Annotated in this window: 19 protein-coding genes and 2 riboswitches; of the genes, 5 read left to right on the top strand and 14 right to left on the bottom strand. The window is 66.9% G+C overall.

The window, feature by feature from the left end:
• Window positions 1-47 precede the first annotated feature (47 nt).
• From gcvH to A7V84_RS09440, 5 genes are all read right to left on the bottom strand, one after another.
• Window positions 48-425 (bottom strand): glycine cleavage system protein GcvH, encoded by a 378-nt coding sequence (gcvH, locus tag A7V84_RS09460; RefSeq protein ID WP_025513111.1) that lies wholly within the window; start codon window positions 423-425, stop codon window positions 48-50.
• Window positions 426-512: 87 nt separating this feature from the next.
• A complete protein-coding gene (gene gcvT, locus A7V84_RS09455; RefSeq protein WP_025513112.1) occupies window positions 513-1604 on the bottom strand; it encodes a glycine cleavage system aminomethyltransferase GcvT in 1092 nt (363 codons plus the stop codon).
• Between the two features lie 73 nt (window positions 1605-1677).
• Window positions 1678-1791: riboswitch (glycine riboswitch) on the bottom strand.
• A gap of 22 nt (window positions 1792-1813) precedes the next feature.
• Window positions 1814-1904, bottom strand: a riboswitch (glycine riboswitch).
• A 56-nt stretch (window positions 1905-1960) separates the two neighbouring features.
• On the bottom strand, window positions 1961-3154 hold the full coding sequence (locus A7V84_RS09450) for a BaiN/RdsA family NAD(P)/FAD-dependent oxidoreductase (RefSeq protein WP_025513113.1): 1194 nt from the start codon (window positions 3152-3154) through the stop codon (window positions 1961-1963).
• Window positions 3155-3213: 59 nt separating this feature from the next.
• The gene (locus tag A7V84_RS09445; protein WP_025513114.1) at window positions 3214-5481 is read right to left on the bottom strand and encodes an arginine/lysine/ornithine decarboxylase; all 2268 of its coding nucleotides are present in this window, start codon (window positions 5479-5481) and stop codon (window positions 3214-3216) included.
• 153 nt (window positions 5482-5634) lie between these two features.
• Window positions 5635-6096 carry a hypothetical protein gene (locus A7V84_RS09440; protein WP_063491816.1) on the bottom strand — a complete coding sequence of 154 codons (462 nt, stop codon included), beginning with the start codon at window positions 6094-6096 and terminating at the stop codon, window positions 5635-5637.
• 79 nt (window positions 6097-6175) lie between these two features.
• Here A7V84_RS09440 and A7V84_RS09435 point away from each other — a divergent pair, with 79 nt between their 5' ends.
• Window positions 6176-6688: a GNAT family N-acetyltransferase gene (locus tag A7V84_RS09435; RefSeq protein ID WP_025513116.1), complete on the top strand. Its 513-nt coding sequence runs from the start codon at window positions 6176-6178 to the stop codon at window positions 6686-6688.
• 6 nt (window positions 6689-6694) lie between these two features.
• Here the strand turns inward: A7V84_RS09435 and dcd are convergent, their stop codons facing one another.
• Genes dcd through apbC form a run of 4 tightly spaced genes read right to left on the bottom strand, consistent with a single transcriptional unit; the run spans window position 6695 to window position 13960 of the window.
• Window positions 6695-7258, bottom strand: a complete 564-nt coding sequence (gene dcd, locus A7V84_RS09430; RefSeq protein ID WP_025513117.1) for a dCTP deaminase — start codon at window positions 7256-7258, stop codon at window positions 6695-6697.
• Between the two features lie 36 nt (window positions 7259-7294).
• Window positions 7295-10948: a translocation/assembly module TamB domain-containing protein gene (locus tag A7V84_RS09425; RefSeq protein WP_063491815.1), complete on the bottom strand. Its 3654-nt coding sequence runs from the start codon at window positions 10946-10948 to the stop codon at window positions 7295-7297.
• Entirely contained in the window at window positions 10945-12870 is a 1926-nt protein-coding gene (locus A7V84_RS09420) for an autotransporter assembly complex protein TamA (protein ID WP_025513119.1), read from the bottom strand. Before A7V84_RS09420 ends, A7V84_RS09425 begins: the two co-directional genes overlap by 4 nt.
• Window positions 12871-12874: 4 nt before the next feature.
• Complete coding sequence (apbC, locus tag A7V84_RS09415) at window positions 12875-13960, bottom strand: iron-sulfur cluster carrier protein ApbC (protein ID WP_025513120.1); 1086 nt, start codon at window positions 13958-13960, stop codon at window positions 12875-12877.
• A 103-nt stretch (window positions 13961-14063) separates the two neighbouring features.
• Between apbC and A7V84_RS09410 the strand changes: the two genes are divergently transcribed.
• Together A7V84_RS09410 and metG are read left to right on the top strand one after the other, a co-directional pair.
• Window positions 14064-14345, top strand: coding sequence for a hypothetical protein (locus A7V84_RS09410; RefSeq protein WP_025513121.1), 282 nt, complete (start codon window positions 14064-14066; stop codon window positions 14343-14345).
• Between the two features lie 159 nt (window positions 14346-14504).
• Window positions 14505-16580, top strand: coding sequence for a methionine--tRNA ligase (metG, locus tag A7V84_RS09405; RefSeq protein WP_025513122.1), 2076 nt, complete (start codon window positions 14505-14507; stop codon window positions 16578-16580).
• 54 nt (window positions 16581-16634) lie between these two features.
• On the opposite strand, the gene A7V84_RS09400 is transcribed toward metG, so the two are convergent.
• The 4 genes from A7V84_RS09400 to A7V84_RS09385 all read right to left on the bottom strand — a co-directional run bounded on the left by A7V84_RS09400 (window position 16635) and on the right by A7V84_RS09385 (window position 19178).
• The gene (locus A7V84_RS09400; protein WP_063491814.1) at window positions 16635-17369 is read right to left on the bottom strand and encodes a sulfurtransferase; all 735 of its coding nucleotides are present in this window, start codon (window positions 17367-17369) and stop codon (window positions 16635-16637) included.
• Window positions 17370-17433: 64 nt separating this feature from the next.
• Window positions 17434-18213, bottom strand: coding sequence for an META and DUF4377 domain-containing protein (locus tag A7V84_RS09395; RefSeq protein ID WP_025513124.1), 780 nt, complete (start codon window positions 18211-18213; stop codon window positions 17434-17436).
• Between the two features lie 26 nt (window positions 18214-18239).
• The gene (locus tag A7V84_RS09390) at window positions 18240-18782 is read right to left on the bottom strand and encodes an META domain-containing protein (protein ID WP_025513125.1); all 543 of its coding nucleotides are present in this window, start codon (window positions 18780-18782) and stop codon (window positions 18240-18242) included.
• A 57-nt stretch (window positions 18783-18839) separates the two neighbouring features.
• Entirely contained in the window at window positions 18840-19178 is a 339-nt protein-coding gene (locus A7V84_RS09385; protein ID WP_081694986.1) for a helix-turn-helix domain-containing protein, read from the bottom strand.
• Between the two features lie 420 nt (window positions 19179-19598).
• On the opposite strand from A7V84_RS09385, the gene A7V84_RS09380 reads away from it, so the two are divergent.
• Both A7V84_RS09380 and A7V84_RS09375 read left to right on the top strand, forming a co-directional pair.
• Window positions 19599-20078 carry a response regulator transcription factor gene (locus tag A7V84_RS09380; RefSeq protein WP_052125855.1) on the top strand — a complete coding sequence of 160 codons (480 nt, stop codon included), beginning with the start codon at window positions 19599-19601 and terminating at the stop codon, window positions 20076-20078.
• Between the two features lie 123 nt (window positions 20079-20201).
• Entirely contained in the window at window positions 20202-20867 is a 666-nt protein-coding gene (locus tag A7V84_RS09375; protein ID WP_127070763.1) for a fimbrial protein, read from the top strand.
• Here A7V84_RS09375 and rocF read toward each other — a convergent pair.
• On the bottom strand, window positions 20858-21787 hold the full coding sequence (gene rocF / locus A7V84_RS09370; protein WP_063491813.1) for an arginase: 930 nt from the start codon (window positions 21785-21787) through the stop codon (window positions 20858-20860). The genes A7V84_RS09375 and rocF overlap by 10 nt on opposite strands.
• Window positions 21788-21798: the final 11 nt, after the last annotated feature.

Below are 21798 nucleotides of genomic sequence, written 5' to 3'. Positions count from 1 at the left end.
CTCGTAGTTCGGGGATGGGCGCGGGCCCGCAGGCCCGCGCAGCCGGATCAGCCGTTGGCCACGGCCTCGTAGCCGGCGGCATCCAGCAGCGCGTCGGCGTCGGCGGCGTTGACCGGCTTGATCTTGAAGATCCAGGCGGTGAAGGCCGATTCGTTGATCAGGTTGGGATTGGCCTGCAGCTCTTCGTTGAAGGCCACGATTTCGCCGTCCACGGGCGCGTAGATGTCCGAGGCGGCCTTGACCGACTCGACCACGCCGGCGGTTTCGCCGGCCTTGAGGGTGGCGCCGACATTGACGTCGCCGACGAACACCAGATCGCCCAGCTGATCCTGGGCGTTATCGGTGATGCCGACGACGAACACGCCGTCTTCAGCCTTGACCCACTCGTGGGAGGAAGTGTATTTGCGATCGGTAGGCAGACTCATGCGAGCTCCTGATAGATAGTCTGGAAAGAAAACGAAGGGTGATGCGCGCCTTGCGCGCCGCGCGCGCAAGGCCTCAGTGTACGGGGCTCAAACGGCTTTGCCGTTGCGCACGAAGGGGGGTTTGCAGACCGTGGCCGGGACCCATTTGCCGCGGATCTCGACCTCGACGGCTGCACCCGGCTCGATGCCCAGCGGCAGACGCGCCAGGCCAATCGACACGCCCAGCGTGGGCGACATGGTGCCGCTGGTGAGCTCGCCCAGACCGAGCGGCGTGCGCACCGGCATGTGGGCGCGCATCACGCCACGCTCAGACAGTTTCAGGCCCAAAAAGGCGCAAGGCGTAGCGAACTGTTCCAAGGCCTCGCGGCCGATGAAGCGACGCTCCGCATCCTTGAGCGACACGGTCCAGCTCAGGCCCGCCTGATCGGGCTGGGTCAACTCATCCATGTCCTGGCCGTAGAGGTTCATGCCGGCCTCCAGGCGCAGCGTGTCGCGCGCGCCCAGGCCGCAGGGGCGCACGCCCTGCTCGGCCAGGGCATGCCACAGCAGCACCACGTCGCTGGCCGGCAGCACCACCTCGAAACCGTCCTCGCCGGTATAGCCGGTGCGCGCCACCAGGGTGTCGGCGTCCAGGCTGGCGGCCGAGAACGGCGTCAACGACTCGGTGGCGGCCTGCCAGGCCGGACGGGCGGCCCACAGCTTGGCGCGCGCATTGGGGCCCTGCACGGCCACCATCGCCAGATCGCGGCGCGGCGTGATCCCGACCTCGAAGCCGCCGGCTGCGGCCACGCGCTGCATCCAGGCGATGTCCTTGTCGGCGGTTCCGGCATTGACGACCACGCGCCAGCGCTCGGGGGTAAAGAAATAAATGATCAGATCATCGATCACCCCGCCCTCGGGATTGAGCATGCAGCTGTACAGCGCTTTGCCCGGGGTGCTCAGGCGGGCCACGTCGTTGGCCACCAGGCGGCGCAGGAACGCGGTGGCCTGGGTGCCGGTGATATCCACGTTGAGCATGTGCGAGACATCGAACATGCCGGCGTCCTGACGCACGGCGTGGTGTTCTTCGAGCTGCGAACCATAGGCCAGCGGCATGTCCCAGCCGCCGAAATCGACCATGCGGGCGCCGGCGGCCACATGGGTATCGGCCAGGGGGGTACGTTTCAACGGGACGGACATGACGGGGCGCTCCAGTGGCATAGAAAATGATGCCGGCCCCAAAAGTCGCGGAAAGCGCCCGGTTGCCGGTCGATTCCGCCCCTCTGTCCTTTTGCCTGAGAGTTGCCCCGCCATGTGGCAGCGGGTTTGCACCTTCGGCGCCTGGGCTGCCCGCAAGGCGGTGCCAGGTCTCTCCAGAGTGCTGTTACGGCCTGCCCCTCGGGGCGGCCGTGCGATGCGCGGTATGGGTTACCTGAGCGATTCCGGGCGAATTGCGCCTTCGGCGGCGGGGCAAGCCCCGCTCTCTCCCGCGACATGCGTGACAGCGAGCGAAGCATACAACGAAAATATGCCGGCGCGAAAGCGGCGCAGACGCCTCACAGGGCGCGCGCGCAAGCCACCGCCGAGGCCCACGCCCACTGGAAGTTGTAGCCCCCCAGCCAGCCGGTCACATCCACGGTTTCGCCAATGAAATACAGGCCGGGGACATTGCGTGCCTGCATGGATTTCTGGTCCAGGCCACGTGTGTCGACGCCGCCGCGCATCACTTCGGCTTTTTTGTAACCGGCCGTGCCGGTGGGCGTGAGCGGCCATGCGTGGATGCGCGCGGCGAGCTCGCGCAGCTTGCGATCGGGCACGTCGGCCAGGCGCGCCTGGGCCAGACCGCCACCCTCGCCCTGCGCCAGCCAGGCATCGGCCAGACGACGCGGCCACAGCCCGGCCAGCACCGTCTGCAATTGCTGGCGCGAGCCCGACTTGGCCGCCAGCAGTTCGGCCGCCAGATCGCGCCCGGGCGCCAGATCGATGGCGATGGCCTCGCCCGGCTTCCAGTAGCTGGAAATCTGCAGGATGGCCGGCCCCGACAGGCCACGATGCGTGAACAGCAGGTCTTCGAGAAATTGCCCGCGCGTCTTGCCCTGTCCGGTGGACAGATGCACCTCCAGCGCCACCCCCGACAGCTCGGCGAACGGCTGCCATTGCTGCGCATCGAAGGTCAGCGGCACCAGCGCCGGGCGCGGTTCGATGACCTTGAGGCCGAACTGGCGCGCCGTCTTCAAGCCGAAGTCGCTTGCCCCCAATTGCGGAATCGCCATGCCGCCGGTGGCCACCACCAGGCGCGCGGCGCGCACCGGCGCGCCATCCGTGGCGAGCAGCCAGTGCGCGCCGTCACGGCCGATGTCGCGCACCTGGCAGGGCATGCGCCAGGCCACGTGCGCGCGTTCGCACTCGCGGCGCAGCATGCCGATGATGTCTTCGCTGCTGTCATCGCAGAACAACTGGCCGCGATGCTTCTCGTGCCAGCCGATGCGATGCTCGCGCAACAGCGCGAGAAAATCCTGCGGCGTGTAGCCGGCCAGCGCCGAGCGGCAGAAATGCGGGTTCTCGGACAGGAAATTGGCCGGCCCGGTCCCCAGGTTGGTGAAATTGCAGCGCCCGCCGCCCGAGATGCGGATCTTCTCGGCCAGACGGCTGGCGTGATCGATCAGCACCACCGACAGGCCGCGCTGGCCGGCCACGGCCGCACACATCATGCCGGCCGCGCCCGCGCCGATAATTGCTACGTCAAACATGTTTTCCCGCCAAAAAGATGATGGGCCTTGCGGCCCATCATCACCCTGCCCGGCCGCCCTCAGGCGTCGTTTTCTTTCAGGCAGTCCACGTAATAGCGCTTGGCGCCGTCCGGCCCCACATCCTCGGCCAGGCCATGGATATAGGTTTCAAACCCCGGGAAGCGCTCGTTGAACTCGCGCGCGAACTGGAGATACTGCACGATGGTGCGGTTGAAGCGCTCGCCCGGAATCAGCAGGGGGATCCCCGGCGGATAGGGCGTGAGCAGCACACCGGTCACGCGGCCTTCGAGCTGATCGATCTCCACGCGCTCGACCTCGCGATGCGCCATACGCGCGAAAGCGTCCGACGGCTTGAGCGCCGGCACCATATCGCTCAGGTACATCTCGGTGGTCAGGCGCGCCACATCGCGCTCGCGATAGGCTTCATGGATCATCTGGCACAGGTCGCGCAGCCCCATGCGTTCGTAGATGCGATGCTGGCGGCAGAAGTCCGGCAGGATGCGCCACAGCGGCTGGTTGCGGTCGTAGTCGTCCTTGAACTGCTGCAGCGCAGTCAGCAGCGTGTTCCAGCGGCCCTTGGTGATGCCGATGGTGAACAGGATGAAGAAGGAGTACAGCCCGGTCTTCTCGACCACCACGCCATGCTCGGTCAGGTACTTGGACACCAGCGCAGCCGGAATGCCGGTCTCGCCGAAACTGCCCGACATGTCCAGCCCCGGCGTGACGATGGTCGCCTTGATCGGGTCGAGCATGTTGAAGTCTTCGGCCAGTTCGCCGAAGCCATGCCAGTGATCGTTGGCCTCCAGGATCCACTCGTCGCGGTTGCCGATGCCTTCGGCCACCAGGCGATTCGGGCCCCACACCTTGAACCACCAGTCATTCTTGCCGTACTCGGACTCCACCTTGCGCATGGCGCGGCGGAAGTCCAGGGCTTCGCGGATGCTTTCCTCGACCAGGGCGGTGCCGCCCGGCGGCTCCATCATGGCTGCCGCCACGTCGCAGGACGCGATGATCGCGTACTGCGGCGAGGTGGACGTATGCATCAGATAGGCTTCGTTGAAGATGTTGCGATCCAGTTTGCGCGCTTCCGACTCCTGCACGATGATCTGCGAGGCCTGCGAGATGCCGGCCAGCAGTTTGTGCGTGGAGTGGGTGGCGAACACCATGGCGTCCTTGCTGCGCGGACGGTCCTGGCCAATGGCGTGCATGTCCTGGTAGTACTCGTGGAAAGCCGCATGCGGCAGCCACGCCTCGTCAAAGTGCAGCGTATCGACGTAGTCGCCCAGCTTTTCCTTGATCATCTCGACGTTGTAGATCACGCCGTCGTAGGTGCTCTGGGTCAGCGTCAGGATGCGGGGCTTCTTGTTCACCGCCTCGCGGGCAAAGGGGTTGGCCTCGATCTTCTTGCGGATATTCTCGGGGTCGAACTCTTCCAGCGGGATCGGGCCGATGATGCCCAGGTGGTTGCGCGTCGGGCGCAGGAACACCGGGATCGCGCCCGTCATGGTGATGGCGTGCAGGATGGACTTGTGGCAGTTGCGATCCACCACCACCACGTCGCCGGCGGCCACGTTGGCATGCCAGACCACCTTGTTCGAGGTGGAGGTGCCATTGGTCACGAAGAAACAATGGTCGGCATGGAAGATGCGCGCCGCATTGAGTTCGGATTCGGCCACCGGGCCGGTGTGGTCAAGCAACTGGCCGAGTTCATCGACGGCGTTGCAGACGTCGGCGCGCAGCATGTTCTCGCCGAAGAACTGGTGGAACATCTGCCCCACCGGGCTCTTCAGAAACGCCACGCCGCCGGAATGACCCGGGCAATGCCAGGAATACGAGCCGTCCTGGGCGTACTTCACCAGCTCGCGGAAGAAGGGCGGCGCGAGCGTGTCGACGTAGCTGCGGGCCTCGCGGATGATGTGACGCGCCACGAACTCGGGCGTGTCCTCGAACATATGGATGAAGCCGTGCAGCTCGCGCAGGATGTCGTTCGGAATGTGCTCCGAGGTGCGCGTCTCGCCATACAGATAGATGGGGATGTCGGCGTTGCGAAAGCGCAGTTCGCCGATGAAGCTGCGCAGGTTCTTGATGGCGCTGGCCACGTCTTCGGGCGAATCGGCGTCGAACTCCTCATCGTCGATCGACAGGATGAAGGCGCTCGCGCGGCTTTGCTGCTGGGCAAAGGAGCTGAGATCCCCGTAACTGGTCACACCGATGACCTCGACCCCTTCGGCCTCGATGGCCGAAGCCAGGGCGCGAATCCCCAGACCCGAGGCGTTCTCGGAGCGGTAGTCTTCGTCAATGATGAAAATGGGGAAGCGGAATTTCATGCAGGCGCTCCTGGGGGGGTGAGGCGAAATGGACGCAATGCGGTGAGTCGTCCGATGGAAACGGATAGCTGGGCGCCCTGGCGGCGATTGGGGGAGGATTGTAGGACGCTTTTTCTACCAATCCGATGACAAAAAACCACAATCCGACCACGATTAACGCAAGATTTTCGGCAGCCCTGCCGCGATGGCCGAGTCGAACTCGGCATACAGCCGGGTGGGCATGGGGATCTTGCGCCCGTCGAGCAGGCGCTCGATGCGCCCGATGGCGCCCAGGCAGACTTCAACGCCCGGCTGGCCGCAGACCAGCACGACCGGATCGTCATTGTCGATCACGGCATACTGGCCCCCATGGCGACGCCGCGCCACTTCGTAAAGATAGGTGGCCATGCCGACCCGCTGCATCGGCGTGAGCGCGAGCTCGCCGCGGCGCACGCGTTCGGCCACGGCGTCCAGCCCGGCCAGGCTGGCCGGCGAGAAATCCATCTGGGCGGCGAGTTCCGCCGGCAAGGCGGCCACGAAATCCGCCGCGGCGGCGGTCACACGTTCGACGAACTCGGCCTGCACCTCTTGCGCTACGTCGAGGGGACGGGCCTTCTTTCTGAAGAAACCAAACATCGGCGACTCCCAGGCGTTCGGGTACGATGTCCATTATAGGAAGTCACAGAAAAACGTCGCCCCGACATCCGTCAGAACCATGCCGCCCCATTCCGTACGCCTGCTGAACGCCGACGATGCGCCGGCCTTCCGCGCCTTGCGTCTGCAAGCGCTGCTGGCGGCGCCACACGCGTTCGGGGCCAGCCCCGAAGAAGAGAGCGCCTTGCCGCTGGCTCAGCTGGCGCAACGCCTGACGCCCGGCCCGGGCCAGGCGGTCTTCGGCCATGGCGCGCCCCTGGACAGCTGCATCGGCCTGTTGCGCCAGGCCGCGCTCAAGCAGGCTCACAAGGCCCTGATCTGGGGGATGTATGTGGCGCCCGCGCTGCGCGGCAGCGGGCTGGGTCGCGCCCTGCTGCAGGCGGCCATTGCGCGGGCCGAGGCCATGCCGGGGCTGCAGCAGCTGCACTTGAGCGTGACCCAGGGCAATACGGCGGCGCTGCGCCTCTATCGGAGCCTGGGCTTCGAGGCCTATGGCTGCGAACCGGCAGCCCTGCGGGTGCACGGCCGCGACCTCGACGAGATCCTGATGATCAGGCGCCTGCGCGGCGCCTGATCCGCCTCAGGTGCGCGGCAGGGTGACGCCACGCTGGCCCTGGTACTTGCCGCCCCGATCGCGATACGAGGTTTCGCATACCTCGTCGCTTTCCAGGAACAGCATCTGGGCGCAACCCTCGCCGGCGTAGATCTTGGCCGGCAGCGGCGTGGTGTTGGAGAACTCCAGCGTCACATGGCCTTCCCATTCGGGCTCCAGGGGCGTGACGTTGACGATGATGCCGCAGCGCGCGTAGGTGCTCTTGCCCAGGCAGATCGTGAGGACGCTGCGCGGGATGCGGAAGTACTCGACGGTGCGCGCCAGCGCAAACGAGTTGGGCGGGATGATGCAGACGTCGCCCTTGAAGTCCACGAAGGACTTCTCGTCGAAGCGCTTGGGGTCGACGATGGTGGAGTTGATGTTGGTGAAGATCTTGAACTCGTCGGCGCAGCGCACGTCGTAGCCGTAGCTGCTGGTGCCATAGCTCACGATGCGCTCGCCATTGACGGAGCGCACCTGGCCGGCTTCGAACGGTTCGATCATGCCGCCTTCAGCCGCGCGGCGGATCCAGCGGTCGCTTTTGATGCTCATGAACGGAATTCCTATGCAATTGCCGGCATTTTATCCCTAGTCGTCGACCAACCAGCGGTAAACCAGTTCAATACCGTTGACCGAGCCGCCCTTGATGTCCAGCGACAGCCCCTGGGCGAGACGGTAACTGGCCCGCCCCACGGTCTCGCTGCCGGCCATGGCCTGCTCGACACTGAGCGTGATGCCGTTGGCAAAACGCTTGCTGGCCACCAGGAATTGCGTGGCGAGATCGGAGTCGGCGTCACGGTTGACCGAGCTGGCGACGGTGCGGTCCGGCAGCAGGCTGCCCGAACTGCCGATGGCGCCGCTGCGGATGCTGACATCGTCCAGGCCGAACTGCTTGTAGAGCGGCTGCCCGCCACCCAGCAGGGCCGTGCCGATGGACAGCAGCAGCGCGGTATCGCCGCCGCCGGCATCCGGCCCCCGCCCCAGCACCAGCCACGACAGCTTCTCGACGTCGCTGACGTCCGGATAGGAGATCAGATCGATGCGCGGGCGCTGCGCCGTGCCCGAGACACGCACGCCGGCCTCGACGGCCTCACCGGTGCGCAGGGCCTCGATATCGAGCAGCGGATTGTCCAGCCGCCCCTGGAACGTCAGCGTGCCGCGCCGCAGGCGCAGCTTCTGCCCATAGGCCTCGATGCCGCCGCCGCGCGTGCTCAGGGCCCCCATGCCGGTCAGGCGTCCACCCTGGGTGAGAATCTGCAGGCTGCCCACCAGCCCGGCGTCCAGCCCCATGCCGGTGATGTAGAAGCGCGGCCCCATATCGACCTTGATGTTGAGCTCGACCTGCATGGGCGGGCCGGCCTTCTCCTGGCCCGGGCGCACCACCTGGACGTCGTCGTCCAGCGAGGGGACGCCCTGCAGGATCTCCAGGCTGACCCAGCCGGCATCGACCATGATGTCGCCATTGACGGCAATACGCGGCAGGGCGATGTCGACATCGATCTGCCCGCTGACCATGGCGTAGCGGTCCGAACGCTGGATGGCCGGGAAGCGATACAGTTTCAGGCCCAGCCGGCCGGCCATGTCCATCAGGCCCCACTCCCCTTTGAGCTCGGCGTAGCCGCCCTTGGCCCCGGGGTTGGTGGTGATCCATTCGCGTGTGCGCCACTCGTCGGGCATGACGCGCAGCACCGCCGGGAAACGCAGCGAATCCAGGATCAGCTTGTCGCCGGCCAGACGCGCGCGCAGCGTGCCATCGATCAGGCGCAGGCCATCGTCGATGCGCACCACGCGCAGCTTGTCGCCCTCGATGTTGCCGGTGGCCGTCCAGGCGCCGGCCAGGCTGCCCTGCACCTGAGCCTGGGCTTTGAGCGAGCCGCCCAGCTCCAGCGTGTCGCCCACGAACAGGCTCAGCCACGCCAGATCGGCGATGTCGGCGTTCAGGTCGGCGCGCACCGGTTGGCGCGGATCCAGGCCCAGCCCGTTGATCTGGGTCGTGGCCGTGGCGCTGACGCGCCCCATTTTCTCGGTTTCGAGGTCGAGCGTGGCGTTGACGCGGCTGCGCGCGCCTTCGAGGGCCTTGGCCACCACCTCCAGTTGCAGGCGCTTCAGGCCCAGCGGGATGGGCGGGTCGCCGGGGATGCGCAGATCACCGTCGCGACGCGCCAGCCGCAGGCGGCCGGACAGCGCGCTGGCGAACTTCAGGTCCCAGGCCAGATCCAGTGCGATGCGGCGCTGGCCTTCGGCGGTAAAGGCATTGACGCGACGCGAGTCGCGCGCGGCCCGCTCGGCGCCGGCCGGGTCGAGCCCCGCCATGATCTGGCGCAGCATGCTCGCGCGGATCTCGAAGTTGTCGGCCCGGCCTGCCGTTTCCCAGCGGCCCTGTCCGCCGCGCGATGCCTGGTGTTGCAGCACCAGGCGCTGCTTGTCGGGGAAGATGGCCTGGATTTCGGCGGCCCCGACCTGCCACTGCCAGGCGGGTGCGACGGCCGCCGGCGCCAGCGCCAGCGCCAGCGGGCCGGGAATGGCCACCGTGAAACCGGCGCTTTCGGCCGTCAGGCCGGCCAGCCGGCCGCGCCAGCCGTCCAGCCCGTTCTGCTCGCCCCAGCCGCCGTCGAAGGCCAGCCGGACCTCGGCGGGCGCCTTTCCGAGCACCTTGGGCTGCGGTTTGGGCGGCGTGTAGCGCGCCTGCACCGCGCCTTTGTGATTGGCCACGCTGCCATCGACATCCAGCTTGAGGGAGGCGCCGCCGGGCAGTTCCGGCCAGAAGGCGGCCAGCTCGGGCGCCTGCGCATCCAGCGCGAGCCGCATGCGCTCTTCGGCCTTGCCCTGCAGCTTGACGCGGTTCTTGCCCAGCGTGAGATCCAGATCGAGTTGTGGAATGCGCCAGCCTGCGGGCAGCCCCGGGGCCAGGGCCGCCGCGCCCGCCTGTTCTCGCAGCTGCGCCTGGAGAGACCCCGCCAGCGGCTGCCCGTTCCAGCGCGTGTCGGGCAGGAAGTCGAGGCGGGCATCGAGCGACTGCAGCTGGCTCAGCCCGGCCACCTGCGCATCGACCGACACCTTGGCGCTGAGCACCGCTTGCGGCAGGCCGCCGCCCACCAGGCTGCGCACATCCAGGCGATCGGCCTGCAGGTCGGCTTTCACATGATCCGCCTGACCCGCCTGGGTTGCCGGCGTCCAGTCGACCGAGGCCTTAAGGCCGGTGCCGTCGTCGCGCTTGAGATCCAGTTGGGCATCGCGCAGCGGAAAGGCCGCCAGCGGCAGCAGGCCCGCCCGGGCGGTGAGCGCCAGCCCGGCCCCCGAGGCGTCCAGTGCGACCTTGAGCTCATCCAGCGAGCCCTCGGCGTTGAGCGTGAGCGACACCGGGCAGAGCTGCTGCAGGGACTCCTGCCAGCGCGCGCGCGTCTGTTGCGCCACATTGTCGGCGGGCGCCTGCCCACCCAGGGCATCGGCCGCCTGCGCCTGGGCCTCGGGACGCGTCACCAGATAGGCGCCGACCTCGCCGGCGCGCGCCGCGCCTGCGTCGCGCTGACGTCCGGCCTGCAGCCGTTGTTGTTCGGCGCACAGCAGGGAATCGGCGCTCAATGCTGCGGCCTTGGCATCCAGGCGGACTTTCATCGGCCAGGGCGCGGCCAGCGTTTCCAGGTCCACCAGGCCGTTGAGCCGCAGGCGCGCCTGATCGTGGTCCACGCGCAGGCTTTCCAGCGCCAGGCGCGCAGGGCCCTCGCGCTGCACATGCAGGCCCAGCGCGATATCGCTGAACGCCACCGGCAGCGCCTGCCCGCCCTGGGTCAGGATGAACTCGCCGACGGCCAGACGATCCAGATCGACGGAAACAGGCAAGGACAGCGACTGCGGCAAACCGCCTTCGTCCTGGGCCGCGGGCTCGCTGTCGCCGCCCGGCGGCAGATCCACTTCGAGACGGCTGGCAGTCAGGGCGCGCACGTGGACACGCCGTTTGCCCAGCACCCGCCATTGCACGTCCAGCCAGAGGTCATCGGCCTGCACGCGCGTGTCGGCCACGGTCAGATCGAGCCGCTGCACTTTCAGGCCGGTCAGCACCGCGCCTTCGATGCCCTCGGCCTGACCGCCCATCCATTGGACGGCCGAGCCGACCAGCAGACGAGTGCCGCTCTGCGAGGCGACCAGCCAGAAGACAAACGAGGCCGCCAGCACGGCAAGCATCGCCAGCCCGGGCAACCACCACACCAGAATATGGCGCAACAGCGCGCGCAACCTCTTCAAAACGCGATCCCCAGCGAGAAATGTAGACGCAAGTCGCGCTCACGCTGACCATAGGCCAGGTCCAGGAACAGCGGGCCGGCGGGCGTGCGCACGCGCGCGCCCAGGCCGTAACCCAGGGCGATGTCCATGGAATTGAAAGACTCGGCTGCGTCGCCGGCATCGACGAAAAAGCCGATCCCCCAGCGCTCGTCGAAATAATGGTCGTATTCGATGCTGCCGACCGCCAACGTGGGCGCGCCCACGGTGGCGCCATCCTGCTTCAGGCCGATGCTCTGGTAGCGATAGCCGCGGATCGAGCGCGCCCCGCCGGTGCGAAAGCCGAAGTCATCGGGGACCCGCGTGCGGCTGTTGGACCACACCTTGCCCACCTCGGCGCGCACCGTCAGCACGTCCAGCTTGCCAATGGGCCACCACTTCTGGCCCCGCAGCCGCATGCGCAGATAGGGATCGCCTTTGTCGAGCGTGACGCCCAGGCCGCCGCCCAGGGCAATCAGGTTGCCCTCGCGCGGATCATATTTGTTGTCCACGTCGCGCCGCAGCCAGTCGCCCGTGAGGGTGGCCGTGGGCAGGTCGTAGGTGTCGCCGCGATCGATCTTGACGCGGTCGTGGGCCGCCAAGAGGCCCCAGCGGGTTTCATAGACCACGCGGCTGTCGCCGGCGCCCTGGCGCTCCTGGGAGCGCGTGAAACCCAGCGCGTAGCGGGTGACGTCCAGACCCTCGATATCGGTATGCTGCGCCAGCAGGCCGATGGCGTCGCGCCGGCCTTGCGCATCGGGCGGCAGGTTGATGTCCAGGAAGGCGCGCTGACGCAAGCGGTCGGCCCCGAAGCCGGTCTCCATGATGACCGGCTGGCCGAACACCACATTCTGGCGGTAAAGGGCTTCGAAACGAGCCCCGGCGGTGTCGTCCACGCCGATGGAGACGGCCGCCCGCTTGGGCGGCGCCTCGACCACGCGCACATCGACCGGCAGCGTCACCTCGCCATCGGAATCGAGCACCGAGGGCGCGGCCGGCATTCCTCCCGAGACCCGCGCATCGCCCGACGGTTGCACGGAGGCCAGCCCGCTGGCGCCGGGCGCGCGCGCCTCGCCCCCGGCCACCGGGGCCGGGGTCTGCGGTTTCTGCGGCGTGTTGTCCTGGGCGCCGGAGCGTCGCAACGAAACGAAAGCGCCACGGAAAAAAGCGGTCGACTGCAGCTCCTGCTGCCAGTTGTCGAGCTTGTCCTGGTCATAGGGCGCGCCTTCGCTGTAGCGCACGTAACGCGTGATGAGGCTTTCGGGCACGCGTTGCAGGCCCTGGGTCTGCAATTGGCCCAGGCGCACCAGCGGCCCGCTGTCGATCTCCACCAGCAGATCCACCTGCGCGTTTTCGGCATCGACCTCGGCCTGCGAATGCGTCATGGTGGCGAGCATGAAGTCGCGCGCCGAAACGTCATTGAGCAGGTTGGACTTGGCCGAGCTCCATTCGCTGTTGACGAAGGGGCGTCCAGCCTTCAGGCCCCAGTCTTCGCGCCACTGGGTCAGGCGCGCGGCGTATTCGGGGCGCAGCACCCGGCCAGCAAATTTCAGGGTGACCGAGCGCACCATGGCGCGCGGACCCGGGTCGATGGAGATGTCCCAGGTATCGCCGCCCACGTCGGTGCCGGGCGCCAGCGTGACCACCGGCGAGAAATAACCTTGCGTGGCCAGCGCCGCCACAGTGGCGTCGCGGGCGCGTCGGCGCAGGCGGGTCGTTTCGCCGCCGTCCTGGTCATCGGCCAGGCGGGCGATCGCATCGACCGCATCGGTGATGGCGGTCAGCGACTGCGGATTGACGCCGCCCGGATCAATGATGATTTCAGGGCGTTCGGCACGCGCGGCCGTGGCCGCCCCCAGCATGAGCAAGGTGATGGCCGCGACCCGACCCGCACGTAGGCTGCGCATAGACTCAGGAAGACTGGACCACGACGGAAGGCATGCGCCCGGCCATGTCGCGCGGCAGGGTGGCGACCTGCGCCGCCAGCTTGCGCGCGATGGCGCGGTACAGCCCCGCGGCCTCGCTGCCCGGGTCGCTGACCACCGTCGGCGCGCCGGCATCGGTCTGCTCGCGGATGGCCAGCGTCAGGGGCAGGCTGCCCAGCCAGGGCGCCTCGTACTGTTCAGCCATGCGCTTGCCCCCGCCTTCGCCGAAGATGTGCTCGGCATGGCCGCAATTCGTGCACACATGGATGGCCATGTTCTCGACCACGCCCAGAATGGGCACCTCGACCTTCTGGAACATGCGCAGGCCCTTGCGCGCATCCAGCAGCGCAATGTCCTGGGGCGTGGTCACGATCACCGCCCCCACCACCGGGACCTTCTGCGACAGCGTGAGCGCCACATCGCCGGTGCCCGGAGGCATGTCGATGATGAGGTAATCCAGGTCGCGCCAGTTGGTCTGACGCAACAGTTGTTCCAGGGCCTGGGTCACCATGGGGCCGCGCCAGATGGCCGGCGACTCGGGGTCGATCAGGAAGCCGATGGAGTTTGCCTGCACCCCATGGCCTACCAGGGGCTCCATGGTTTTGTTGTCCAGGCTTTCCGGGCGACCGTCGATGCCCAGCATGGCCGGAATGCTGGGGCCGTAGATGTCGGCGTCCAGCACGCCCACGCTGGCGCCTTCGGCGGCCAGCGCCAGGGCCAGGTTGACCGAAGTGGTGCTCTTGCCCACCCCGCCCTTGCCCGACCCCACGGCGATGATGTTGCGCACATTGGGCAGCGGCTTGAGGCCGCGCTGCACAGCGTGGGCCTGGACCCGCACCCCGACGGCAATCTCGGCCTCGGCCACGCCGGCGGCCGCGAGGGCATCGCGCGCCAGGCCGGCCAGCCGCTGCTGCGCCTCGCGCCCGGGATACCCCTGCTCGATCAGCACATGCACCTTGCCATTTTCGATACGAATGTCACGATCTTTTACCGAGGCGCCCAGCGCCAATCCGGTTTCAGGATCATTCACCCCACGCAAAACACTGCGAATCTGGTCTATCGTTATACTCATGTCACTATGATATTCAGAGGCGTCCCGAGTGCTTCGCCCGCCGTTACCCCCAAGGATAGCGGAACCGGCGGAACCTTTTTGCCCTGTTTTGCATCCTATCTCCATGACCGACGCTCTCATTCGCTTTCTTCGCGCCATTCCCATCATTCTGCTGGGCTTGATCGGCATGTTCATGGCGCTGATCTTCATGGCCTCGACCGCGATCGCACTTGGCATCCTGTACGTGGTTGCCAAGGTGCGCGGCAAGCCCTTCGGCGTGCGCGCCTACTGGAGCCAGCGCCAGGCCGCCCGTCCGGGCCCGTTTCGCGCCGCCGACCCGGCCGCCAGCTTCCCGCAGGCCGGCCGCGGCGACGTGATCGACGTCGAAGCCCGCGAGATCCGCTGATCTCCCTCCTGCCCGACGCCGCCGCGCCGGGCTGCATGCTGTTACCCTGATCGGGCCGGCGCCTGTGCGCCGGCCCGATCAGTGCTGGCAGGGCCCTGAAATGCCCCGCCCCCACCCGGCAGGCGCCGCCTGTCCTCCTTTTCACCCGTCAAATCCGTCATGTCACGCACGCTATTTGTCACCACTGCGCTTCCCTACGCCAACGGCTCCTTTCACATCGGCCACATCATGGAGTACATCCAGGCCGATATCTGGGTGCGGGCGATGCGAATGGCGGGCCACACGGTGCATTTCGTCGGCGCAGACGACGTCCACGGCGCGCCCATCATGCTCAAGGCCGAAAAGGAAGGCATCACGCCCCAGGAACTGGTGGCGCGCTACGCCGCCGAGCGTCCGCACTATCTGAACGGCTTTCACGTCCGTTTCGACCACTGGCACACCACCGATTCGGCCGAAAACATCGCCCTGTCTCATGAGATCTACCATGCGCTCAAGGCGGCCGGCCTGATCGAAACCCGCTCGATCGAACAGTTCTACGATCCGGTCAAGGGCATGTTCCTGGCCGACCGCTATATCAAGGGCGAATGCCCGCGCTGTCACGCCAAGGACCAGTACGGCGACTCCTGCGAGGTCTGCAGCGCCGTCTATGCCCCCACAGAACTGATCCAACCCTACTCGGCCCTGAGCGGCGCCACACCGGTGCTCAAAAGCTCGGACCACTTCTTCTTCAAACTCTCCGACCCGCGCTGCGTCGAATTCCTGCAGCAGTGGACCACCGGCAGCAACCGCCAGGGCGTCAAGCACCTGCAGCCCGAAGTGCAGGCCAAGACGCGTGAATGGCTGGGCGGCGAAGACGGCCAGGCCAAGTTGGGCGACTGGGATATTTCGCGCGATGCCCCCTACTTCGGCATTGAGATCCCGGATGCCCCGGGCAAGTACTTCTATGTGTGGCTGGATGCGCCGGTCGGCTACCTGGCCTCGCTCAAGTCCTACTGCGCCAAGACCGGCATGGACTTCGACGCCCTGCTGGATCCGGCCGGCCCGACCGAACAGGTTCACTTCATCGGCAAGGACATCATTTACTTCCACGCCCTGTTCTGGCCGGCCATGCTGAAATTCGCCGGCCGCAAGACGCCGGATGCGATCAATGTCCACGGCTTCATCACCGTCAGCGGCGAAAAGATGTCCAAAAGCCGCGGCACCGGCATTTCGCCGCTGCGCTACCTGGAAGTCGGCCTGGATGCGGAATGGATGCGCTATTACATGGCGGCCAAGCTGAACGCCCGGGTCGAGGACATGGACTTCAACCCCGAAGACTTCATCGCCCGCATCAACAGCGATCTGATCGGCAAGTACGTCAACATCGCCAGCCGCGCAGCCAACTTCATCACCCGCCACTTCGACGGCCAGCTCGGCTACCTGGGCGACACCCGCGCGCTGGAACAGGCGTTCACGCAGCAGGCCGAATCGGTGCGCCAGGCCCTGGAGACGCGCGAATACAACCGCGCCATCCGCGAGATCATGGGGTATGCCGACAGCATCAACCAGGCTTTCGATGCGGCCCAGCCCTGGGTTCTGGCCAAGGGTTTCGCCGAAGCCGACGAGGCGCGCCGCGCCCAGCTGCAGGACATCTGCTCGCGCGCGCTGGCCGGCTTCAAGGCGCTGACCGTCATGCTGGCGCCGGTGCTGCCGGCCCTGGCAACCCGCGTGGCCCATGAACTTTTCGGCCTGCAACGCGACTTCCTGTGGAGCGATGCGGCCGAACTGCCGACCCGCGTGGCCCCCTTCAAGCACCTGATGCAGCGCGTCGACCCCAAACAGCTCGACGCGCTCTTCGAGGCGCCGGCCCCCGAAGCCGAACCTGCCCCCGCCCCGGGTGGCGAGGCGCTGGCCGAGACCATCACCATCGACGACTTCGCCAAGGTCGACCTGCGCATCGCCAAGATCGTCAATTGCGAAGCGGTCGAAGGCTCGACCAAGCTGCTGCGCCTGACGCTGGACGTGGGCGAAGGCCGTCACCGCAACGTCTTCTCCGGCATCAAGTCGGCCTACCAGCCGGCCGATCTGATCGGCAAGCTGACGGTGCTGGTGGCCAACCTGGCGCCGCGCAAGATGAAGTTCGGCATCTCCGAAGGAATGGTGCTGGCCGCCAGCCACGCCGACGAGAAGACCGATGCCGGCATCTACGTGCTGGAGCCCTGGCCCGGCGCGCAGCCCGGCATGCGAATTCGCTGAGCCCCATGAAAAACGCGCCCTCGGGCGCGTTTTTCATGGGCGGCGCACCGTCTTTCAGGCGGCCACGGGCTTGAGCTGCGGGTCCAGCGCCACCCGCTCGTCGAACACGAAGCACGCGCCGTCGTAGCCGGGCCCGCCGGTTTCCTCGAAGTATTTGAGAATGCCGCCTTCCAGCTGGTAGACATGCTCGATGCCGATGTCTTCCATGTAGATGGCCGCCTTCTCGCAGCGGATGCCGCCGGTGCAGAAGCTGACCACCGTCTTGCCCTCGAGCTCGGCGCGATGAGCCTGCACCGCCTCGGGAAACTGGGTAAAGCGCTCGATGCGCCAATCGATGGCATTGCGGAAGGTGCCGACATCGACCTCGAAGGCATTGCGCGTGTCCAGCATGACCACTTCCCGGCCGGCATCGTCATGGCCCTGGGCCAGCCAGCGCGCGAGGGTGGTGGCCGCCACACTCGGCGCACGCCCGGCCTCCGGCCGGATAGTGGGATGATCCATGCGGATGATCTCGCGCTTGCGGCGCACCCGCATGCGACCGAAAGGCACCGTCTCGGATTGGCTGAACTTCACTTCGAGATCGGCAAAACGCGCATCCTCGCGCAACTGCGCGAGAAAGGCAGCGATGGCCTCGGCCGGGCCAGCCAGAAACAGATTGATGCCCTCGGGCGCCAGCAGAATGGTGCCCTTGAGCGCCAGCGCCTGGGCGCGCGTCAGCAGCGGCTCGCGCAGGTCATCGGCGTCGGGCAGGCCGACGAACTTGTAGGCGGCGATATTGACGATAGACATAAGGCGGAAAAAAGAAGCGTGCGGCACCCTGATGCGCCGCCGCACGCGCAATGCTAACCGAAACTCAGGGGCGGGCCACGGCCTGCTCGACCACGCTGTCCAGGACCCAGCGCACCGGCGCCGCATCGGCCGGCGCGTTCGGATCGCGCACTTCGACCACCTTCAGGCGATAGTCGATGCCGGGCTGAAACTGGAAGCCGACGATGTCGCCCCGCCACACCTGCCAGGGCTGCGACGGCGTTTCGCGCACCATGTAGCACATGCCCCGCACCCCGCCCTCTTCACACATCACGCGGGCGGAATGCACATAGATCAGCTTGGTGGGCCCCGTCTGCCCGCCGACCAGCGGATCCTGGGCGCGCCCGAACTGCATCACCTCGCCATTGCTCAGGGTGAGCGTCAGGCGGCTGGGGTGCATGTCATCGTCCAGACGGCTGGCGGTGATCGCCGTCAGGCCATTGAGGAAAGCCTGCTCACGCGCCATGGGCCCCGGCGGGCAGGCCTTGCGGGTGGTCGCAGGCGGCGCCGTCACCAGCAGCTGGCCATTGACTACGCGATAAGGGGCCGTGTAGTGGTTGCAACCGGAAAAACCGGAGAGCTGGGCCCGTCCCTGCTCCTGGGTAAAGACCAGCGTCAGGGGCTGCTGCCCCGCAACCGTCGCATTCAGGGGCTGTGGCGCGCCGTTGGCGCCCGTCCAGGCGTTCAGTTGCCAACGCGTCTGCGCCAGGATGTCGGATTGCTGGCGAGCCGCCAGGCCGCCTGCCGGCGGCGGCGACGAGCTGGCGCAGGCGCCCAGCGCAAGGACGAGGGCCAGCGGCCCGGCATGTCGAAAGAAGGAAAACATGGAAACTCCTCGGATCCCGGACCGGCTCAGCGCGGCTGCGCCATGCCGGGTGTGGGCGGGTCCTGGCGGCGGGTGAAATCCAGCACCGCGCCCGACTTCAGCGTAAACACCAGATGGCGCGGTGCGCCGCTGGCATCGATGGAAAAGGCCTGCACGTCGGTCAGGGCCTGCAGATAATCACGCTCCAGCGCGGCGCGTTGCGGCGCCGGGCAGGCCATGCGGGTCGTGGCCGGCGGCGCGATCTTGAGCATGCCCTTCTCCAGCACATAGGCGCTGGTATAGCGGTTGCAGCCGGCAAAGCCGGCAACGGTATGCGCCCGGCCCTCGGCCAGGAAAATCAGGGAGATCGGCTCACCATTGTCCCCGTGGGGAATATCGCGCAACTGGCCTTGCGGGTCCGTCCAGCGCGTCAGTTCCCAATGCGTCTGGGCGAGAGAATCGGCGCTGGTGGTCACATTGCGGGCGGCCTCGCCTTGCGCGCGGGCCTGGCCCTCGTGCGTGGCGCAGCCGGCAACGGCCAGCGCCAGCATCAGGCCGGCGGCCGCGCGAACCGGGGAAATGAAAGGCATCGCACTTGCTCCTTTGATCAGGCAACGTAGTTAATGTAACCCGCGCGACGCGTCGATCTAAAGGCTGCGGTTGGCGATATAGGCAGCCAGCAGGGCTTCGAGCTGGCGCTTCTCGGCCAGACTGAGTTTCATGTAGTCGGCAAAGGCGACGCTGTCGAAGGGCCAGTCCTGCTTGCCATCGCTGAACATAGGCCCCGCGCCCGCGCCCAGCCAGGCGGGCAACACCTGCAACGCGTAGGTGAGACGGATCAGGATATCGGCGCTGGGGCAGGCCCGCGAGCCGCTTTCGTAGTTGCCGATGGCGCCCTGCGACAGCCCGCAGGCCTGGGCCAGATCTTTCTGGGTCCAGCGGCGCAACAAACGCGCCTGCCGCAGGCGTTCTGCAAACGTGCTCATGCCACCGGCGCAGCGGTCAACGGGTGGCCGGCGCCGGATGCGGCCACAGCAGACATGGCCAGACTAACTGGCAAGACAGACATGAAATCGCTTTCCTTTCACTGCAACACCGATCCGGGGGAGCCGAATTGTCTCCGGAGCCGGCTGGCGGCCAGGAAATGCACCGCGTCATATACCGAAAATAATGTATCTCCGTTATACCGGGGAAAATAATTAATTTCCTTGCCAAGCCGCATCGAATGCGCGTTCCGCTCCGCCGGGGGAAGGAATGAGAGGCGATATACGAAACCTCTATTCACAAATAAATACGCACGTGTTTAAATCAAAAACGAATGTGAATTCGAGAGGTCTGCCGGAGTTTATTTGCGAACGCCGTCATTTCGCCCACACTCCCCCTGCCACGCCTCCCCGGAAAAACACATGTCGCCCTCGCTGGATGTCATCTTTCTCGCCAAAGGCGACGCTCCGCATGCATCCCGCCTGGAATGTCTGCACCAGCTGGGGTTTTCCGTGCAGCGCTGCCACGATCTCAAAACCCTGTATGCCTGCCAGGCCGCCCGGCCAAGCAAGCTGCTGGTCCTGAGCGCCTCGGGCGCCGATATCCAGCTCGCGTCGTGGCGCATGCGCGCCATAGCGCCCGATATCGGCATCGTGGCCTTGTTGCGTCATGCGAGCAGCGCCGCACGCATCCGGGCGCTGCAAAGCGGCGCGGACATCTGCCTGCCCGCCGACACCGATGGGCTGGAGCTGGCCGCCATCCTGCATGCCTTGCTGCGGCGCATGGAAGCCACCCGCATGCTGCCCCAGCCTGCCGCGCGTGCGGCCACCGGCGTCGCCCCGAAGCGGGACAAGGCGTGCATGCCCGATCTGCCGCAGTGGCGCCTGCATGGCTCGCGCTGAACAATCAGATGCGTCCTAGCTTCATGCACTATTGGCGCAGGAGCACGCCCGCCACGAAGCGATTCAGCCGGATCCGAGCGTACAAGCGGACAAAATAATCCGTCACGTTCCTGCTCGCTCATCATGACAAACCCACTTCCGCACCACCCGGTCACGACCGCAGCCGAACGCCGCGGCCGCCTTGCCCTGCTGGGCCTGGCGCTGGGCCTGGCTCCCATGCCCCTGCTGGCCGCTGACGGCACCATCACCATCACCGGCGAGATCACCTCGCAAACCTGCAAGATCAACGGCGCCGAGCCGCCCGCCAACCTGCTGGTGACGCTGCCCAGAATCTCCACCACGGCGCTCAAGAACACCAATGACGTGGCCGGCGCGACCGCTTTCCAGATCAAGCTGACCGACTGCCCCGCCACCCTGGACAACAAGAACCTCAAGGCGTACTTCGAACCAGGCGGCACGGTGGATCCGGCCACCCATAACCTGATCGCCTACACCACCACCTCGCCGCCCACCACGGCGGCCAGCGCCATCCCCAGCACCGGCGTCGGCGCCTCGGATACGTTTCAATCGGTGCAGATCCAGCTGACCAACCCGGATGGCACGATCATCAAGGCCGGCGCGCCGCTGGCCGAGCAGGCGGTGCAGGAGGTCAAGGCCAGCAAGGCCGCGGGCGCGAGCACGGCCGACGCCACCCTCACCTACCTGGCGCGCTACGTGCGCACCAGCAGCAACGCCATCACGCCCGGCAAGCTGCATGCCTACGTGCAGTACTCCATCGTCTATCCCTGAGCCGGACGGCGGATGAGGGTGGATTTGCCGAACAGGCTTTCCACCAGCTCGGCCGCCGCGATGGCGCTGCGGTTGCGCACGTCCAGGGCCGGATTCAGCTCGACGATGTCCAGCGACGCCAGGCGGCCGGTATCGGCGATCATTTCCATGCACAGCTGGGCTTCACGGTAGCCCGGCCCGCCCGGCACCGTGGTCCCCACACCGGGCGCGACGTCGGGGTCCAGAAAGTCGACGTCGAAACTCACATGCAGGTGCGTATCGGGCGCCATCCCGGCCAGCGCCGCCTGCATGGTGGCACGCATGCCGGCCTCGTCGATGTAACGCATGTCGTAGACCTCCAGGCCCGCCTCATGGACCCGCTGACGCTCCCCTTCATCGACACTGCGGATGCCGACCTGACGCACCTGATCGGGCAGCAAGGCCGGGACAAAGCCCGCCATCCGGGTAAGCGCCTCTGGCCCATCGCCGCACAGGCAGGCCACCGGCATGCCATGCAGGTTGCCGGTCGGCGTCAGCGCATTGGTATTGAAGTCGGCATGGGCATCCAGCCACAGCACGCGCAGCGGCCGCCCGTTGTCGCGGCAGTGGCGCGCCACCGCGCTGATCGAACCGACGGCCAGACAGTGATCGCCCCCCAGCAGCACCGGCAGGCACCCGGCCTGCAGCTCGGCGGACACAGCCTGGTAGATCAAGGCATTCCAGGCCACGACTTCGTCCAGATGCCGATAGCCCTGCCGAGGCGGCAGCCAGGGATTGGGCGGACCGGAAAGGTTGCCCCGATCATGGACCTGCCGGCCACAACCCCGCAGGCGTTCGACCAGGCCGGCCACGCGCAGGGCCTCCGGCCCCATGGAGGCGCCGCGCGCGCTGGCGCCCACGTCGGTGGGCGCGCCGATCAGGCTGACATCGGTATGAGACATGACAACTCCTG

Source organism: Bordetella trematum (assembly GCF_900078335.1).
GTDB lineage: Bacteria > Pseudomonadota > Gammaproteobacteria > Burkholderiales > Burkholderiaceae_B > Bordetella > Bordetella trematum.
The sequence above is the reverse complement of the archived record's forward strand: the minus strand, read 5'-3'. Positions and strand labels throughout refer to the sequence as shown.

What these genes read in the sequence shown, in the direction of transcription:
- A7V84_RS09375 (WP_127070763.1), top strand. Translation starts at nt 20,202, where the DNA reads ATGACAAACCCACTTCCGCACCACCCGGTCACGACCGCAGCCGAACGC.
- A7V84_RS09400 (WP_063491814.1), bottom strand. Translation starts at nt 17,369, where the DNA reads ATGTCTATCGTCAATATCGCCGCCTACAAGTTCGTCGGCCTGCCCGAC.
- A7V84_RS09390 (WP_025513125.1), bottom strand. Translation starts at nt 18,782, where the DNA reads ATGCCTTTCATTTCCCCGGTTCGCGCGGCCGCCGGCCTGATGCTGGCG.
- rocF (WP_063491813.1), bottom strand. Translation starts at nt 21,787, where the DNA reads ATGTCTCATACCGATGTCAGCCTGATCGGCGCGCCCACCGACGTGGGC.
- A7V84_RS09445 (WP_025513114.1), bottom strand. Translation starts at nt 5,481, where the DNA reads ATGAAATTCCGCTTCCCCATTTTCATCATTGACGAAGACTACCGCTCC.
- apbC (WP_025513120.1), bottom strand. Translation starts at nt 13,960, where the DNA reads ATGAGTATAACGATAGACCAGATTCGCAGTGTTTTGCGTGGGGTGAAT.
- metG (WP_025513122.1), top strand. Translation starts at nt 14,505, where the DNA reads ATGTCACGCACGCTATTTGTCACCACTGCGCTTCCCTACGCCAACGGC.
- A7V84_RS09450 (WP_025513113.1), bottom strand. Translation starts at nt 3,154, where the DNA reads ATGTTTGACGTAGCAATTATCGGCGCGGGCGCGGCCGGCATGATGTGT.
- gcvH (WP_025513111.1), bottom strand. Translation starts at nt 425, where the DNA reads ATGAGTCTGCCTACCGATCGCAAATACACTTCCTCCCACGAGTGGGTC.
- A7V84_RS09395 (WP_025513124.1), bottom strand. Translation starts at nt 18,213, where the DNA reads ATGTTTTCCTTCTTTCGACATGCCGGGCCGCTGGCCCTCGTCCTTGCG.
- A7V84_RS09440 (WP_063491816.1), bottom strand. Translation starts at nt 6,096, where the DNA reads ATGTTTGGTTTCTTCAGAAAGAAGGCCCGTCCCCTCGACGTAGCGCAA.
- A7V84_RS09420 (WP_025513119.1), bottom strand. Translation starts at nt 12,870, where the DNA reads ATGCGCAGCCTACGTGCGGGTCGGGTCGCGGCCATCACCTTGCTCATG.
- gcvT (WP_025513112.1), bottom strand. Translation starts at nt 1,604, where the DNA reads ATGTCCGTCCCGTTGAAACGTACCCCCCTGGCCGATACCCATGTGGCC.
- A7V84_RS09380 (WP_052125855.1), top strand. Translation starts at nt 19,599, where the DNA reads ATGTCGCCCTCGCTGGATGTCATCTTTCTCGCCAAAGGCGACGCTCCG.
- dcd (WP_025513117.1), bottom strand. Translation starts at nt 7,258, where the DNA reads ATGAGCATCAAAAGCGACCGCTGGATCCGCCGCGCGGCTGAAGGCGGC.
- A7V84_RS09435 (WP_025513116.1), top strand. Translation starts at nt 6,176, where the DNA reads ATGCCGCCCCATTCCGTACGCCTGCTGAACGCCGACGATGCGCCGGCC.
- A7V84_RS09385 (WP_081694986.1), bottom strand. Translation starts at nt 19,178, where the DNA reads ATGAGCACGTTTGCAGAACGCCTGCGGCAGGCGCGTTTGTTGCGCCGC.
- A7V84_RS09410 (WP_025513121.1), top strand. Translation starts at nt 14,064, where the DNA reads ATGACCGACGCTCTCATTCGCTTTCTTCGCGCCATTCCCATCATTCTG.